The 14,657-nt window shown below is 72.2% G+C and carries 14 protein-coding genes; 8 read left to right on the top strand and 6 right to left on the bottom strand.

Going from position 1 to position 14,657, the window contains the following annotated elements; genetic code table 11:
• Positions 1-129: 129 nt before the first annotated feature.
• From miaB to BLR02_RS00455, 8 genes are all read left to right on the top strand, one after another.
• A complete protein-coding gene (gene miaB, locus BLR02_RS00490) occupies positions 130-1,533 on the top strand; it encodes a tRNA (N6-isopentenyl adenosine(37)-C2)-methylthiotransferase MiaB (RefSeq protein ID WP_090661454.1) in 1,404 nt (467 codons plus the stop codon).
• A gap of 92 nt (positions 1,534-1,625) precedes the next feature.
• Positions 1,626-2,615: a PhoH family protein gene (locus BLR02_RS00485; RefSeq protein ID WP_245704628.1), complete on the top strand. Its 990-nt coding sequence runs from the start codon at positions 1,626-1,628 to the stop codon at positions 2,613-2,615.
• Positions 2,616-2,664: 49 nt separating this feature from the next.
• On the top strand, positions 2,665-3,135 hold the full coding sequence (gene ybeY / locus BLR02_RS00480; protein ID WP_090659455.1) for an rRNA maturation RNase YbeY: 471 nt from the start codon (positions 2,665-2,667) through the stop codon (positions 3,133-3,135).
• Positions 3,132-4,043: a hemolysin family protein gene (locus BLR02_RS00475; protein WP_090560437.1), complete on the top strand. Its 912-nt coding sequence runs from the start codon at positions 3,132-3,134 to the stop codon at positions 4,041-4,043. The genes ybeY and BLR02_RS00475 overlap by 4 nt, the downstream gene beginning before the upstream one ends.
• A gap of 16 nt (positions 4,044-4,059) precedes the next feature.
• On the top strand, positions 4,060-4,500 hold the full coding sequence (locus tag BLR02_RS00470; protein ID WP_090560436.1) for a hypothetical protein: 441 nt from the start codon (positions 4,060-4,062) through the stop codon (positions 4,498-4,500).
• Between the two features lie 136 nt (positions 4,501-4,636).
• Positions 4,637-6,160 (top strand): ATPase domain-containing protein, encoded by a 1,524-nt coding sequence (locus BLR02_RS00465; RefSeq protein ID WP_090661451.1) that lies wholly within the window; start codon positions 4,637-4,639, stop codon positions 6,158-6,160.
• Positions 6,141-7,823, top strand: a complete 1,683-nt coding sequence (locus tag BLR02_RS00460) for an ATP-binding protein (RefSeq protein ID WP_090560435.1) — start codon at positions 6,141-6,143, stop codon at positions 7,821-7,823. The genes BLR02_RS00465 and BLR02_RS00460 overlap by 20 nt, the downstream gene beginning before the upstream one ends.
• Positions 7,824-7,854: 31 nt before the next feature.
• A complete protein-coding gene (locus tag BLR02_RS00455; RefSeq protein WP_090659452.1) occupies positions 7,855-8,592 on the top strand; it encodes an endonuclease III domain-containing protein in 738 nt (245 codons plus the stop codon).
• On the opposite strand, the gene BLR02_RS00450 is transcribed toward BLR02_RS00455, so the two are convergent.
• The 6 genes from BLR02_RS00450 to radA form a co-directional block, all read right to left on the bottom strand.
• Positions 8,513-9,490, bottom strand: coding sequence for an NAD(P)H-dependent glycerol-3-phosphate dehydrogenase (locus BLR02_RS00450; protein ID WP_090659449.1), 978 nt, complete (start codon positions 9,488-9,490; stop codon positions 8,513-8,515). The two genes, BLR02_RS00455 and BLR02_RS00450, sit on opposite strands and share 80 nt — an antisense overlap.
• Positions 9,491-9,494: 4 nt before the next feature.
• Positions 9,495-10,322 (bottom strand): 23S rRNA (adenine(2030)-N(6))-methyltransferase RlmJ, encoded by an 828-nt coding sequence (locus BLR02_RS00445; protein ID WP_090659446.1) that lies wholly within the window; start codon positions 10,320-10,322, stop codon positions 9,495-9,497.
• Positions 10,319-11,032, bottom strand: coding sequence for an SDR family NAD(P)-dependent oxidoreductase (locus tag BLR02_RS00440; protein ID WP_090560431.1), 714 nt, complete (start codon positions 11,030-11,032; stop codon positions 10,319-10,321). Before BLR02_RS00440 ends, BLR02_RS00445 begins: the two co-directional genes overlap by 4 nt.
• Entirely contained in the window at positions 11,032-12,513 is a 1,482-nt protein-coding gene (purF, locus tag BLR02_RS00435; protein ID WP_090560430.1) for an amidophosphoribosyltransferase, read from the bottom strand. Before purF ends, BLR02_RS00440 begins: the two co-directional genes overlap by 1 nt.
• A gap of 10 nt (positions 12,514-12,523) precedes the next feature.
• Positions 12,524-13,084: a CvpA family protein gene (locus BLR02_RS00430; RefSeq protein ID WP_090560429.1), complete on the bottom strand. Its 561-nt coding sequence runs from the start codon at positions 13,082-13,084 to the stop codon at positions 12,524-12,526.
• Between the two features lie 129 nt (positions 13,085-13,213).
• Positions 13,214-14,626, bottom strand: a complete 1,413-nt coding sequence (gene radA, locus BLR02_RS00425) for a DNA repair protein RadA (RefSeq protein ID WP_176849308.1) — start codon at positions 14,624-14,626, stop codon at positions 13,214-13,216.
• Between the last annotated feature and the right edge of the window lie 31 nt (positions 14,627-14,657).

Here is a 14,657-nt window from a genome sequence, read left to right as displayed (position 1 = left end):
CGCCCTTCCCCGGGGCGATGCCCCGGCCCCTCGCCGCTTGACCGCGGCACCCCGCCTGCGCATTTGCGCAAGCAGCCCCGGCGCCATGGCGCCGATGGGGTGGCTTTTGCGGTGGGGTTGGGGCTCGGCATGACAGCAAATGGTGCAGCGACACGGCGGCGGCTCTTCCTCCGCACCTGGGGCTGCCAGATGAACGTGTATGACAGCGGCCGCATGGCGGATGTGCTGGCCCCGCTCGGCTATGCGCCGGTGGATGCGCCCGAGGGCGCCGACATGGTCATCCTCAACACCTGCCATATCCGCGAGAAGGCCAGCGAGAAGCTGTTCTCCGAGCTTGGCCGGCTGCGCGAGATGAAGCGGGAGCGGGAGGCGGCCGGCGCCGGGATGGTGCTGGCGGTTGCCGGCTGCGTCGCCCAGGCGGAGGGGGCGGAGATCACCCGCCGCGCCCCCTGGGTCGATATCGTGCTCGGGCCGCAGACCTATCACCGGCTGCCGGAGATGGTGGCGCGGGCCAGCCGCGCGGCCGGTGCGGTCATCGAGACCGAGATGCCGGTCGAGCAGAAATTCGACCACCTGCCCGAAGGCGCGGCCAGCCAGGGCATCACCGCCTTCCTCACCGTGCAGGAAGGCTGCGACAAATTCTGCTCCTTCTGCGTCGTGCCCTATACGCGCGGCGCCGAGTATTCCCGCCCCGCGGCGGCGGTGCTGGCCGAGGCGCGGCGGCTGGTCGCGGCCGGGGCGCGGGAGATCACGCTGCTCGGGCAGAACGTGAACGCCTATCACGGCGAGGGGCCGGGCGGCCGGGTCTGGGGGCTCGGGCGGCTGCTGCGGGCACTGGCCGAGATCCCCGACCTGCTGCGGCTGCGCTACACCACGAGCCACCCCCGCGACATGGATGAGGACCTCATCGCCGCGCACCGGGACGTGCCGGCGCTGATGCCCTACCTCCATCTGCCGGTGCAGTCGGGCAGCGACCGGGTGCTGGCGGCGATGAACCGCGGGCACACGGCCGCCGAATTCCTGGCGGTGGTCGAGCGGCTGCGGGAGGCGCGGCCGGACCTCGCCTTGTCCTCCGACTTCATCACCGGGCATCCGGGCGAGACGGCGGCGGATTTCGCGCAGACCATGGCGCTGGTCGAGCGGGTCGGCTTCGCCGGCGCCTACAGCTTCAAGTATTCGCCCCGGCCCGGGACGCCGGCCGCGGGCGCCCCCCTCCAGGTGCCGGAGGCGGAGAAGGATGCCCGCCTCCAGGCGCTGCAGGCGCTGCTGCGGGAGCAGCAGGAGGCGTTCAACCGCTCCCGCATCGGGCTCACCATGCCGGTGCTGCTCACCGGGCCGGGCCGGCATCCGGGCCAGGTCGCGGGACGCTCGCCCTGGCTGCAGCCGGTGCACCTCCTGGGCCCGGCCGCGCTGATCGGGCGGGAGGTGCCCGTCCGCATCCTCGCCGCCCATCCGAATTCCCTCTCCGGCCTGCTTCTGGCCGAAGACGCCCCATCCCCAAGCCTGCGTGCAGAGGAGCCCGCCCCCGCTTGAACACCGCCCCCATCGTCTTCCGCGCCGGGGAGGCCCGCGGCCCGCGGCCTGCCTCCCTTCCCCCCACCTCGCCGGAGCAGCGGAGCGTCACGCTGCAATTCGACGATAACGCGTTGCTCCCCCTTCTCTACGGGGAACACGACCGCCATCTGGCCCGGATCGAGCAGCGATTGGGTGTCCGGCTCGGCTCGCGCGGGAATCGGCTGACCATCGCCGGTGGTGCGGCGCGGACCGAGGTGGCGGAAGTGGCGTTGCGTGCCCTGTGGCGGCGGCTCGAGAAGGGCCAGCCGGTCGGGACCGCTGAAGTGGAGGCAGCCTTGCGTATGGCCGAAGGGGATGCGGAGGGCGACCCGCGCCTGCCGCTGCAGGACCGGCCGGAGATTCGCACCCGCAAGGGAGCCATCGCGCCGCGCACGCCGGCCCAGGCAGGCTATATCGACCTGCTGGCGCGCCAGGAGATGGTCTTCGGCATCGGCCCGGCCGGCACCGGCAAGACCTACCTGGCCGTGGCCCAGGGCGTGGCGCTGCTGCAGGCCGGACGGGTGGACCGGATCGTGCTCAGCCGTCCGGCGGTGGAGGCGGGGGAGCGGCTCGGCTTCCTGCCGGGCGACCTGAAGGAGAAGGTGGACCCCTATCTCCGCCCGCTCTATGACGCGCTGCATGACATGCTGCCGGCGGAACAGGTGGCGCGCCGCATCACCTCGGGCGAGATCGAGATCGCGCCCCTGGCCTTCATGCGCGGCCGCACCCTGGCGCATTGCTACGCCATCCTCGACGAGGCGCAGAACACCACGCCGGCGCAGATCAAGATGTTCCTGACCCGCATGGGCGAAGGGACGCGGATGGTGATCACCGGCGACCCGACCCAGGTCGATCTGCCGAGCGGTCAAAGAAGCGGGCTGATCGACGCGCTGAACATCCTCGACGGGGTGGACGGCATCGGGGTAGCCCGCTTCGACGAACGCGACGTGGTGCGGCACCCCTTGGTGGCGCGGATCGTCGCGGCTTACGGGCGGGCCGACGGGCAGGCAGGACAGCCTGGCCGGGGGCCGAAGAAGGAACGCGATGGAACCGGACAGTAGTCGTCCCGAAGACGAGACCCTGGAGGATCCCCTCCAATCAGCTTTCGGGATGCAGGACAGGGCCGCACCGGTGGTGCAGGTCGATGTCGTGGTGGAGGACCCGGCCTGGCGCCGGTTCCTGCCACGGGCCGAGGCGCTGGCGCGGCGTGCCGTCGCCGCCGCCCTGGCGGAGAGCGGGGCCGAGGGCCTCGTCACCGTGCTGCTGGCCGATGACCGCATGCTGCGCCGGCTGAACGGCGAGCATCGCGGCAAGGACAAGCCGACCAATGTGCTGAGTTTCCCGGCCGGCGCGCCGGGCCATCTCGGCGACATCGCCCTCGCCCTCGGCGTGGTGCGGCGCGAGGCGGAGGCGGGCGGCAAGGCGCTGGCCGCGCATTTCGCCCATCTCGTCGCCCATGGCGCGCTGCACCTCATCGGCCATGACCACCTGGCCGCCGGCGAGGCGCGACGGATGGAGCGGGCCGAGGCGCGGGCCATGCACCGGATGCGGCTGCCGAATCCCTGGAGGAATGCGGCATGAGCGCCTCCAACGGGAATGGCCAGCAGGGGCGCGACGGCCTGCTCTGGCGGCTGCAGGGGCTGCTGCGGCGGCGCGAGGCGGAGAGCGTCCGCGACCGCATGGAGGAGCTGATCGAGGAGCCGCACCTGCCCCAGGGCGTGACGGAACCCGGCCAGCGCGGCACCGACCTCGATGCGCAGGAACGGGCGCTGCTCGGCAACGTGCTGAAGCTACGCGACAAGACCGCGGGCGACGTGATGCTGCCGCGGGCCGACATCATGGCGATGCCGGAGGACTACACGCTGGAACAGGCCATCAAGCTCATCCAGCGGGACGGGCACAGCCGCTACCCGGTCTTCCGCAAGCAGCTCGACGACATCGTCGGCATGGTCCACATCAAGGACGTCTTCGCCAGCGTCGGCAACGATGCGTCCTTCGACATGAAGGCCATCCTGCGGAAGCCGCTCTTCGTGGTGCCGAGCGTCCCCGTGCTCGACCTGCTGCTGCAGATGCGCCAGGCGCGGATCCACATGGCCCTCGTCGTCGACGAGTATGGCGGCATCGACGGGCTGGTGACGATCGAGGACCTGGTCGAGACCATCGTCGGCGACATCGCCGACGAGCATGACGAGCCCGGCCCGCCGCAGCTGGTGGAGAAGCCCGATGGCACGATCGAGCTGGATGCGCGGACGCCGGTCGAGGTCTTCGAGGCGAAGCTCGGCCCCGTGCTGACCGATGAGGAGCGCGCCTCCGACATCGATACGATGGGTGGCCTCGTCTTCACCCTGGCCGGCCGGGTTCCGGCCAAGGGCGAGCTGGTCTCGCATTCCTCGGGCCTCGAATTCCGCGTGCTCGAGGCCGATCCGCGGCGCATCCGGCGGCTGCGGGTCCGCCGGCCCGGCGCGCAGCAGAAGCAGGCGGCGGAGTAGCACGGAGGGCGGTGCGATGGCGTTCAAGGGCAAGCCGCCGGGGACCGGGTCGGGCGAGATGTCCCGCACCAGCAAGGCGTTGCGGCCAAACATCGCGCTGACCGAGCAGGAGGCGCGCAAGGCCCGCGCGCTCCGCCGCCAGGGCGAGGCGCCGCCTGCCATCGCCGCCAAGCTCGGCCTGCCGCTCGAGGAGGTGGAGAAGGCGCTGCTGCAGATGCGGAGCCCCCGGCCGGAGACGACCCGGGGCACGCTGAACGTGACGCTCGCCGCGCATCGCTTCGTCATGAGCGAGCGGCAGGGCGACGAGCCGCTGTGGCAGACCATGGACCGGCTGCTCGACGAGCTGATCCGCCGCCGGGCGGATGCGGCGAAGCGCGCGGCGGCCCGGCGTGGCGGCCAACCGGTGGATGACTGGCTGCCGGGGCTGGAAGGCCCCGGGCTCGACCGCTCGGGCTGAAGGACTCTTTCGCTGCGGAACCGCTTCCTCGCCCGGGCGTTCCCGTTCAGCGCCCAGGGCGCCGTTGCCGGCCCCCGCCGGCCGCGCGTGATCGGCTGCCTCCCCTTCGGGCGATGAGCCGGATTTGGTGGAGCGGATGACCGATCAGCCTGACAGTGCCGATCCCATGGAGGTTGATCCGCCGCGGGTCTCGACCGGCAGCGCCGGGCTCGACGATATCCTCGGCGGCGGCCTGGATGCCAATCGCCTCTATCTCTGCGAAGGCCGGCCCGGTGCTGGCAAGACCACCCTGGCCATCCAGTTCCTGCTCGAGGGCGTCAGGCAGGGCGAGCGGGTGCTCTATATCACCCTCTCCGAGACCGAGCGCGAATTGCGGCTGGTGGCCAAGCGCCATAGCTGGTCGCTCGACGCCGTCACCGTCTTCGAGCTGGTGCCGCCGGAGGCGAGCCTCGACCCGAACCGGGAGCTGACCGTCTTCCACCCCGCCGAGATCGAGCTGAGCGAGACGACCCAACTCGTCTTCGACCAGGTGCAGGCGCTCGAGCCGGCGCGCATCGTCTTCGACAGCCTGTCGGAGCTGCGGCTGCTGGCGCAGAACTCGCTGCGTTACCGCCGGCAGATCCTGGCGCTGAAGCATTTCTTCACCGGGCGCGATTGCACCGTGCTGATGCTCGACGACATGTCCTCGCAGGCGGACGACCTGCAGCTGCATTCCATCGCCCATGGCGTGGTGACGCTGGAGCAGGTGGCGGTCGATTATGGCGGCGAGCGGCGGCGGCTGCGGGTGCTGAAGATGCGCGGCATGCCCTTCCGCGGCGGCTACCACGACTTCACCATCCGCCGCGGCGGGCTCGAGATCTACCCCCGGCTGATCGCGGCGGAGCACCGTGGGCCGGTGGCGACGGGCGTGGTCAGCGGCGGCCAGCCGGCGCTCGACGCCATGCTCGGCGGCGGGCTCGAGCGGGGGACGAGCGTGCTGCTGCTCGGTCCCGCCGGCGTCGGCAAATCCTCGCTGACGCTGATCTATGCGCTCGCCGCCGCGTCGCGCGGCGAGCATGCGGTGATCTATGCCTTCGACGAGAGCCGGGCCACAGTCCTCGCCCGCGCCACGGCACTGGCGCTGCCGCTGGAGGCGGCGATGCGGGATGGCCTCGTCCGCGTCCAGCAGATCGACCCGGCGGAGCTCTCGCCCGGCGAATTCATCCATCTGGTCCGCACCGCGGTGGAGCAGGACCATGCGCGTGTCATCATCATCGACAGCCTCAACGGCTATCTCAGCGCCATGCCGGATGAGCGCTTCCTGATCCTGCAGATGCATGAGCTGCTGAGCTACCTGAATCAGAGCGGCGTGCTGACGATGCTGGTGCTGGCGCAGCATGGGCTGACCGGCCCGACGCAGACACCGATCGACCTGAGCTATCTCAGCGACTCGGTGCTCATGCTGCGCTACTTCGAATTCGAGGGCACGGTCCGGCGCGCGCTCTCGGTGGCGAAGAAGCGGAGCGGCGCCCATGAGCACTCGATCCGCGAATTCCGCCTGGGGCGGGGCGGCGTCGCCATCGGGCCGCCGCTGCGCGACTTCAGCGGGATCCTCACCGGCACGCCGCTCTACAGCGGCACCAGCGCACCGCTGCTCGACGATGAATCAAGTCCTCGCTGACGTCGCCGCCCCGCGCGTGCTGGTGCTGGCGCCCACCGGGCGGGACGGCACCGCCTCGGCGGACCTGCTGCGGCGGGCAGCGCTCGCCGCCGAGGCCTGCCCCGGCCTGGATGCCCTGCTCGCCGGGCTGGAGCGCGGGGCGGATGCGGTCTTCGTCGCCGAGGAGGCGCTGATCGGCCAGCCGATCGAGCCGTTGCTCGACTGGGTGGAGCGGCAGCCACCCTGGTCCGACATGCCCTTCGTCATCCTCACCAGCCACCGGCAGACGCCGCCGGTCGTCGCCTGGCGCTCGCGCCTCGTCCCGGCGCTGCGGAACGTGTCGCTGCTCGAGCGCCCGGTGCAGGCCATCACCCTCACCAGCACCATGCAGGCGGCGGTCCGTGCCCGGCGGCGGCAATACGAGGTGCGGGCGCATCTCGCCGAGCGCGAGCAGGCGGCGCGCGGGCTCGAGGCGCTGGTCGCTGCCCGCACGCAGGAGCTGGAGGCGGCCAACGCGGCGCTCCGGGCACAGATCGCCGAGCGCGAGCGGATCGAGGAATCGCTGCGCCACGCCCAGAAGATCGAGGCGATCGGCCAGCTCACCGGCGGCGTCGCGCATGACTTCAACAACCTGCTGATGGTGATCTCGGGCGGCCTCGACATGCTTGGGCGGCAGCGGGACCCGCAGCGGCGGAAGGTGCTGATGGATGGCATGCGCCAGGCGGCGAGCCGCGGCGCCGGGCTGACGCGGCAGCTGCTCGCCTTCTCCCGCCGCCAGCCGCTGAAGGCCGAGCCGGTCGATCTCCGCCGCCAGATCGGCGGCATGCGCGAATTGCTGGACCGCAGCCTGCGCGGCGATGTCCATGTGTCGCTCGATTTCGCCGAGGGGCTCTGGCCGGTGGAGGTCGATCCCGGCGAGCTGGAGCTCGTGATGCTCAACCTCGCGGTCAATGCGCGGGATGCGATGCCGGCGGGTGGCACCATCGCCATCCGCGGCGTGAACCGGCCGGCCTTCGATGCCGAGGGGCTGCGCGGCGATTTCGTCGAGCTGTCGGTCGCCGATACCGGCACCGGGATGACGCCGGAGGTGCAGGCCCGCATCTTCGAGCCCTTCTTCACCACCAAGGATATCGGCAAGGGCTCCGGCCTCGGCTTGCCGCAGGTCTATGGCTTCGCCCAGCAATCCGGCGGCACGGTGCGTGTCGAGACCGAGATCGGGCGGGGCACGTGCATCCGCCTGCTGCTGCCGCGCTCCACCCGCGTGCCGACGGCGCTGGAGCGGCATCTGCTGGATCTGCAGGCGGCGCGGCCCACCCATGAACGCCTCGGCCATGTGCTGCTGGTCGAGGATGACGACGAGGTGGCGGCGCTGGTCGGGCAGATGCTGGCCGAGTTGGGCTTCGAGGCGACTCGGGCGGCGAGTGCCGCGGCCGCGCTCGGGGCGCTGGCCGATGGGCGCGACATCGACATCGTCTTCTCCGATGTTATGATGCCGGGCGGGATGAACGGGGTCGATCTGGCGCGCGAGGTGAAGCGGCGCCAGCCCAACCTGCCGGTGGTGCTGACCACCGCCTATTCCGAGGCCGCGAAGCAGCATGCCGAGGCGGAGGGGATCGCCGTGCTCCCCAAGCCCTACCGGCTGGAGGAGCTGGCGTCGACGATGCGGATGGCGCTCGGACGGTAGCACCTGCCGGCCCCGGCCGCGTTGGGGCCGCATGGATGACACCGGCAAGGCCCCCTTCGATATCGATCTCGTCTTCCGCCTGCTGCGGGAGGCGGTGGCGAAGCTGCCCAAGGCGGCGATGTTCGAGCTGCGGGACCGCGGCCATGGAACGCCCTTCGAGCAGCTCGTCGCGGCCCTGATCTCGGCCCGCACCCGGGACGAGGTGAGCCTGCCCGTCTCCGAGCGGCTCTTCGCCGTGGCGCGGACGCCGGAGGCGATGGCGGCGCTGGACGAGGCGCGGCTCATCGGGCTGCTGCATGGCGCCACCTTCCCGGAACCCAAGGCACGGGACATCCTCGCCCTCTCCCGCCATATCGCCGCGGCGGGCGCGGTGCCGGACACGCTCGAGGGGCTGATGGCGCTGCGCGGCGTCGGGCCGAAGATCGCGGCGCTGACGCTCGGCATCGGCTTCGGCAAGGCCGCGATATCGGTCGACATCCATGTGCACCGCATCGTCAACCGCTGGGGCTATGTCGCGGCGGCGACGCCGGAGCGGACGATGCGGGCGCTCGAGGCGGTGCTGCCCGAGCGCTACTGGATCGAGATCAACGAGCGCCTGGTACCCTTCGGCAAGGCGATCTGCACCGGCGAGCGGCCGCGCTGCGGGGGCTGCCTGCTGGTTCGGCAATGCCGGCAGGTGGGGGTGGTGCCTACTCGTCCCGGCGCGGACGGGCCAGCAGCCGCGCCATCGCCTCGGCGACCGTCGCCTCGCCGGCCAGCAGCGCGGTGACGGCGGCGCAGACCGGCAGCTCGACACCGGCGGCGGTGGCACGGGCCAGCAAGGCAGGCGCGGTGGCGGCGCCCTCGGCGACGCTGGTCTTGCCCGCCAGCGCCTCGGCCAGGGTCTGGCCACGGCCGAGGGCAAGGCCGAGGGCGGTGTTGCGGCTGGAGGGGCCGGTCGCCGTCAGGAGCAGGTCGCCGAGGCCGGAGAGGCCGGCGGCGGTCTCCGCCCGCCCGCCAAGGGCGGTGACGAGGCGGGAAAGCTCGGCGAGGCCACGGGTGATGAGGGCGGCGCGGGCATTCTCGCCCAGCCCCGCGCCGATCACCGCGCCGGCGGCGATGGCGATGACATTCTTCGCCGCCCCGCCGACCTGGACGCCGAGCGGGTCGTCGCTGCCATAGAGGCGGAAGCCGGGCGTGGCGAGATGCGCGGCCGCGGATTCGCGCAGCGCGGGGTCGCGGCTGGCGAGCACGGCGGCGGTGGGCAGCCCGGCCGCGACCTCATGGGCGAAATTCGGCCCGGAGAGGATCGCCGCCGGATGGGAGGGGCGGATCTCCTCCAGCAATTCGAGCGGCAGGCGGAGGCTGCCCTGCTCCACTCCCTTGGCGGCGAGGATGAGCGGCGGCAGCGCCTCGGGCAACCGGGCCAGCAGCGGGCGGATATGCTGGGTCGGCACGGCCAGCAGGGCGAAGTCCGCCCCTTCCAGCGCGCCGGCATCCGCGGTGACGGCGATGGCGGGATCGAGCGGCGTGCCGGGCAGGTGGCGGGTGTTCTCGCGTGCTGCCTGCATGGCGGCGGCACGGCCCGGATCGCGCGCCCAGAGCACCACCGCGCAGCCCGCCCGCGCCGCCTGCAAGGCGAGCGCCGTGCCCCAGGCGCCGGCGCCGATGATGGCAATGCGCGGCACCGCCCTATTCCCCGGTGACGCGGGTAACGGCCCAGCCCTCGCCCGGCTCACCCTGGCCGAGGCGGTCCAGCAGCGCTGGGAGGATGGCGGCGGCCTGGTCCTCGAAATGCCAGGGCGGGTTGGCGATGAGCAGGCCGCAGCCGTTCAACCGCTGCGGATCGGTTGGCTCGCGCAGCCAGAGCTCGGCGGCGATGAGGTCGCGGGTACCGGAGTCCTGCAGCGCGGTGTGGAAGGCGCGGACCGGGGCGCGGTGCTTGATCGGGTACCAGCAGGCCTGGATGGCGGCGCGGAAGCGATGGGAGACGAGGGCGATGCCGGCGGCCATGCGATCGAACTCCCCCTCCTGCTCGAAGGGCGGGTCGACCAGGACGAGGCCGCGCCGTTCCGGAAATGGCGTGAGGGCCCGCAGCGCCTCCCACCCGTCCCGCCGGTGGATGGAGACCTGCGCGTCCCGCCGGAAATGGGCACGGAGGGCGGCATGGTCCTCGGGGTGCAGCTCGCAGGCGGCCAGATGGTCCTGCGGCCGCAGCAGGGCACGGGTCAGGGCCGGTGAGCCGGGGTAGCGCGCCGGGGCGCCGGCGGCGCGGACCAGGTCGAGATAGTCGGCCAGCGGGCCATCCTCGATATCGAGCAGGCGCAGGATGCCGCGCTCGGCCTCGCCGGTGCGCCCGGCTTCCGGCGCCGCGAGGTCATAGGTGCCGATGCCCGCATGGGTGTCGAGCACGCGGAAGGGCGCCGGCTTCGCGGCCAGCGCCCGCAGCAGGGCGACCAACAGGGCGTGCTTCATGCAATCGGCGAAATTGCCGGCATGGAAGGCGTGGCGGTAATTCACGCCCGCAGCGCGACGGTGGCCCCATGCCGGGTTTCCTGCGGCTGGCAGAAGGCGGCAATGGCTGGCGCGACATCGGCCGGCTGCGGCAGGCTGGCCGCGTCCTCGCCAGGCATGGCGACGGCCCGGAGGCGGGTGGCGACGGGGCCGGGATCGACGAGGTTGACGCGGAGCGGGGTGCTCTCGACCTCGGCCGCCCAGGAGCGGGCCAGATGCGCCTGCCCGGCCTTGCCGAAGCCGTAGAGGCCCCAATAGGCGCGCGGCGCCTCGGCCACGGAATCGGCGAGGAAGACCGCGCGGCCTGCCGGCGCCGCGCGCAGCGGCGGGTCGCAGGTGCGGATCAGGCGCCAGGTGGCGGTGAGGTTCACCGCGACGGCCTGCTGCCAGTCGGGCGGCATGATATGGGCGACCGGGGTGAGCTTCGAGAGCAGCCCCGCGGCATGGACCAGGATGTCGAGCCGGCCGAAGCGGTGGACGATGGAGGGGCCGAGCATGTCGATCTTCTCGGCATCGCGGGCGAGGTCGAGCGGGAAGAGCGTCGCCTGCCCGCCCGCGCCGCGGATGGCGTCGTCCATCTCCTCGAGCGCACCCTGGGTCCGCGCCGTCAGCACGCAATGCGCGCCGAGCCGGGCGAGTTCCAGCGCCACCGCGGCCCCGATGCCGCGGGAGGCGCCGGTGACGAGGGCGACCGATCCCTCCAGCGGCCGCGTCATCAGCCGACCCGCAGCAGGGAGAGCTGCTGGTCGCTGTTCGCCTGGGCGTCGCTCAGCGGGATGGCGTAGTCGCCGGTGAAGCAGGCATCGCAATAGGCCGGCTTGGCCATGTCGCGGCCCGGCTTGCCGAGGGCGCGGTAGAGGCCGTCGAGCGAGATATAGGCGAGGCTGTCGACACCGATGATCCTCGCCATGCCCTCGAGGTCATGCGTCGCGGCGAGCAGCTTGCCGCGCTCCGGCGTGTCGATGCCGTAGTAGCAGCTATGGGTCGTCGGAGGGGAGGAGATGCGCATATGCACCTCCCGCGCCCCGGCGGCGCGGACCATCTCGACGATCTTCTTGCTGGTGGTGCCGCGGACGATGCTGTCATCGACCAGGATGACGCGCTTGCCCTCCAGCATCGGGCGGTTGGCGCTGTGCTTCAGCTTCACGCCGAGATTGCGGATCTGGTCGGTCGGCTCGATGAAGGTGCGGCCGACATAGTGGTTGCGGATGATGCCGAGCTCGAAGGGGATTCCGCTCTCGACCGAATAGCCCATGGCCGCCGGCACGCCGCTATCGGGCACCGGGACGACCACATCGGCCTCGACGCCGCTCTCGCGGGCGAGCTCGGCGCCGATGCGCTTGCGGGTCTCGTAGACCGGGGTGCCCTCGACCACGCTGTCGGGGCGGGCGAAGTAGATGTACTCGAAGATGCAGAAGCGGTCGGCCTGCTTGCCGAAGGGCTTGATGCTGTGGACGCCCTTGTCGTCGATGATGATGATCTCGCCGGCATCGATGTCGCGGACGAATTCCGCGCCGACGATGTCGAGCGCGCAGGTCTCGCTGCACAGCACCCAGGAGGTCGGCACGCCGTCCGTGCCGCCGAGCCGGCCGAGGACGAGGGGGCGGACGCCGAGCGGGTCCCGCGCGCCGATCAGGGCGCCGTCATGCAGGGCGACGAGGCTGTAGGCGCCCTGCACCTGGCGCAGCGCGTCGATCAGCCGGTCCACCACGGTGGAGTAGAGGCTGATGGCGATGAGGTGGATGAAGACCTCGCTGTCCGTGGTGCTCTGGAACAGGCAGCCGCGGTTCACCAGGCTGCGGCGGAGCGCGAGCGCGTTGGTGAGGTTGCCGTTATGCGCGACGGCGAAGCCGCCGAAGGCGAAATCGGCATAGAGGGGCTGGACGTTGCGCAGCGCCGTCTCGCCGGTCGTGGCGTAGCGGTTGTGCCCGACCGAGGCGCGGCCGCGGAGGGATGCCATGATCTTGGCGTCCGAGAAGGTGTCCCCGACCAGGCCGCGGCCGCGATGGGCGTGGAAGATCCCGCCCTCGTCGAGGCTGACGATGCCGGCGGCCTCCTGCCCGCGATGCTGCAGGGCATGCAGGCCGAGCGCGGTCAGCGCCGCCGCGTCATTGGTGTTCCAGATGCCGAAGACGCCGCATTCCTCATGGAACTTGTCGTCGTCGGGGCCGGCGAGCCGCATGGACTGATCGGTCATCAGGGGGTCCTCACGTCCGGTTGCGGGCAGGCGGCCGCTCGAAGTCTTCCTGCGTGGGCACGGGGCGGGCCGGGGGGGAGGCCACGCGGGGGCGGTAGTCGGGGGGGAGCTGCGCCACGAGCCACTGCGCACCTTCGATCACCAGCGGCAGGGCCCGCGCCTCTCGCACGGGCTCCGGCCAGCGCTCGGTCGCCGGCAGTACCATGCCGCCGAGGATATAGGCGAGCACCACCAGAAAGGCACCCCGGGCGAGGCCGAAAACCAGGCCCAGCGCCCGGTCCGTCCCGCCGAGGACGGAGTTCTGCACCAGCCGGGCGACCTGCGCGATGAGCACCTTCAGCACGATCAGCACGACGAGGAAGACGCCGCCGGCAGCCAGCGCGTCAGCCAGCCATGGGGGATCGACCGTGCCCTGGAGCAGGGGCGCGACCGTCGGGCGCAGCATCAGCGCCAGAGCGGCGGCGCCGATCCAGGCCCCGACGCCCAGCACTTCCTGCACCAGCCCCCGGAGGAAAGCGAGCACGGCCGATACGGCCAGCACCGCCAGGACCACAGCATCGACCCATGTCATCGTGCCGCCGCATATAGCGACGGGGGCTGGGGGTGTCCAACCGCGGCGGAAGCGGGGCAGGACCGCGCCGGGCGCCAGTGTGGCGGAATTGCTGCAATGCACCGCCCAACGCCCTGCCCGGCCCGCACCTTACCCCGCCTTGGCCGGCTCCTTCCGCACCGACCGCCCGGCGAAGGGCGCCACCAGGTCGGCGAGATGGCCGATCTCGGTGAGGCGGAGCCCGTCCGGCGCGCTCGGCGTCCGGCCACCGCGGGCGACGCGGCGCGGCAGGACCGAGGCGGCGAAGCCGAGCTTCTGCGCCTCCCGCAGCCGCGCCTCGGCCTGGGCCACCTGGCGGACCTCGCCGGAGAGGCCGACCTCGCCGAAATAGACCGTCTCCGGGTCGGTCGGCCGGTCGGTCGCGGCGGAGACCAGCGCCGCGGCGACAGCGAGGTCAGCGGCCGGCTCGGCGATGCGGAGGCCGCCCGCGATGTTCAGGTAGACGTCGTTCATGCCGAGGGTGAGGCCGCAGCGCGATTCGAGCACCGCCAGCAGCATCGACAGCCTGCCGCTGTCCCAGCCCACCACCTGCCGGCGCGGGCTGCCGCCGGCCGATGGGGCGAGCAGCGCCTGGACCTCGACCAGCACCGGGCGGGTGCCCTCGATGCCGGCGAAGACCGCCGAGCCGGAGACATTGCCGCGCCGCTCGGCCAGGAACAGGGCGGAGGGGTTCGGCACCTCGACCAGGCCGCGCTCGGTCATCTCGAAGACGCCGATCTCGTCCGTCGCGCCGAAGCGGTTCTTCACCGCGCGGAGGATGCGGAACTGGTGGCCGCGATCGCCCTCGAAGTAGAGCGTGGCATCGACCATGTGCTCCAGCACGCGGGGGCCGGCGAGCGTGCCCTCCTTCGTCACATGGCCGACGAGGATCAGGGCGAAGCCCTGGCTCTTCGCCAGGCGGATCAGCTCGGCGGCGCAGGCGCGGACCTGGGCGACGGTGCCGGGGGCGGAATCGAGGGCGTCGAGCCAGAGGGTCTGGATCGAGTCGATCACCACCAGCTCGGCCTCCCGCTCCTGCTCGAGGCTGGCGACGATGTCGCGCAGCGCCGTGGCCGCGGCGAGCGCCAGCGGCGCCTGCTCGAGGCCGAGCCGCAGCGCGCGGAGCCGGACCTGCTCGATCGCCTCCTCCCCGCTCACATAGAGGGCCCGGTGGCCCCCGGCCGCGATGCGGGCCGCGGCCTGGAGCAGGATGGTCGACTTGCCGATGCCCGGGTCGCCGCCGACCAGCACGGCCGAGGCGGGGACGATGCCGCCGCCCAGCACGCGGTCCAGTTCCGCGAGGCCGGTCGGGATGCGGGGCGGCGGGGCGGAGCTGCCCTGGAGGCCGACGAATTCGACGCGGCGGCCGCCCGCCACCTTGGCGGCCGGGCCGGGGCCGCGCGCCGTCGCCGGGGCTTCCTCCTGCAAGGTGTTCCACTCGCCACAGGCGTCGCAGCGGCCGGCCCATTTCGGATAGACGGCGCCACAGGCCTGGCAGACATAGCGGGCGCGGTCCTTGGCCAAGCAGCATTCCCCATCGGCACGAAACGGGAAC

It is taken from the genome of Belnapia rosea, from assembly GCF_900101615.1.
Classification (GTDB): domain Bacteria; phylum Pseudomonadota; class Alphaproteobacteria; order Acetobacterales; family Acetobacteraceae; genus Belnapia; species Belnapia rosea.
Note: the sequence above shows the minus strand (reverse complement) of the source record. Positions and strands in the feature narration are given on the sequence as shown.

Coding starts and splice junctions, on each gene's coding strand:
- BLR02_RS00455 (WP_090659452.1), top strand. CDS start 7,855: ATGGATGACACCGGCAAGGCCCCCTTCGATATCGATCTCGTCTTCCGC.
- BLR02_RS00475 (WP_090560437.1), top strand. CDS start 3,132: ATGAGCGCCTCCAACGGGAATGGCCAGCAGGGGCGCGACGGCCTGCTC.
- miaB (WP_090661454.1), top strand. CDS start 130: ATGACAGCAAATGGTGCAGCGACACGGCGGCGGCTCTTCCTCCGCACC.
- BLR02_RS00460 (WP_090560435.1), top strand. CDS start 6,141: ATGAATCAAGTCCTCGCTGACGTCGCCGCCCCGCGCGTGCTGGTGCTG.
- ybeY (WP_090659455.1), top strand. CDS start 2,665: ATGCAGGACAGGGCCGCACCGGTGGTGCAGGTCGATGTCGTGGTGGAG.
- purF (WP_090560430.1), bottom strand. CDS start 12,513: ATGACCGATCAGTCCATGCGGCTCGCCGGCCCCGACGACGACAAGTTC.
- BLR02_RS00470 (WP_090560436.1), top strand. CDS start 4,060: ATGGCGTTCAAGGGCAAGCCGCCGGGGACCGGGTCGGGCGAGATGTCC.
- BLR02_RS00465 (WP_090661451.1), top strand. CDS start 4,637: ATGACCGATCAGCCTGACAGTGCCGATCCCATGGAGGTTGATCCGCCG.
- BLR02_RS00430 (WP_090560429.1), bottom strand. CDS start 13,084: ATGACATGGGTCGATGCTGTGGTCCTGGCGGTGCTGGCCGTATCGGCC.
- BLR02_RS00440 (WP_090560431.1), bottom strand. CDS start 11,032: ATGACGCGGCCGCTGGAGGGATCGGTCGCCCTCGTCACCGGCGCCTCC.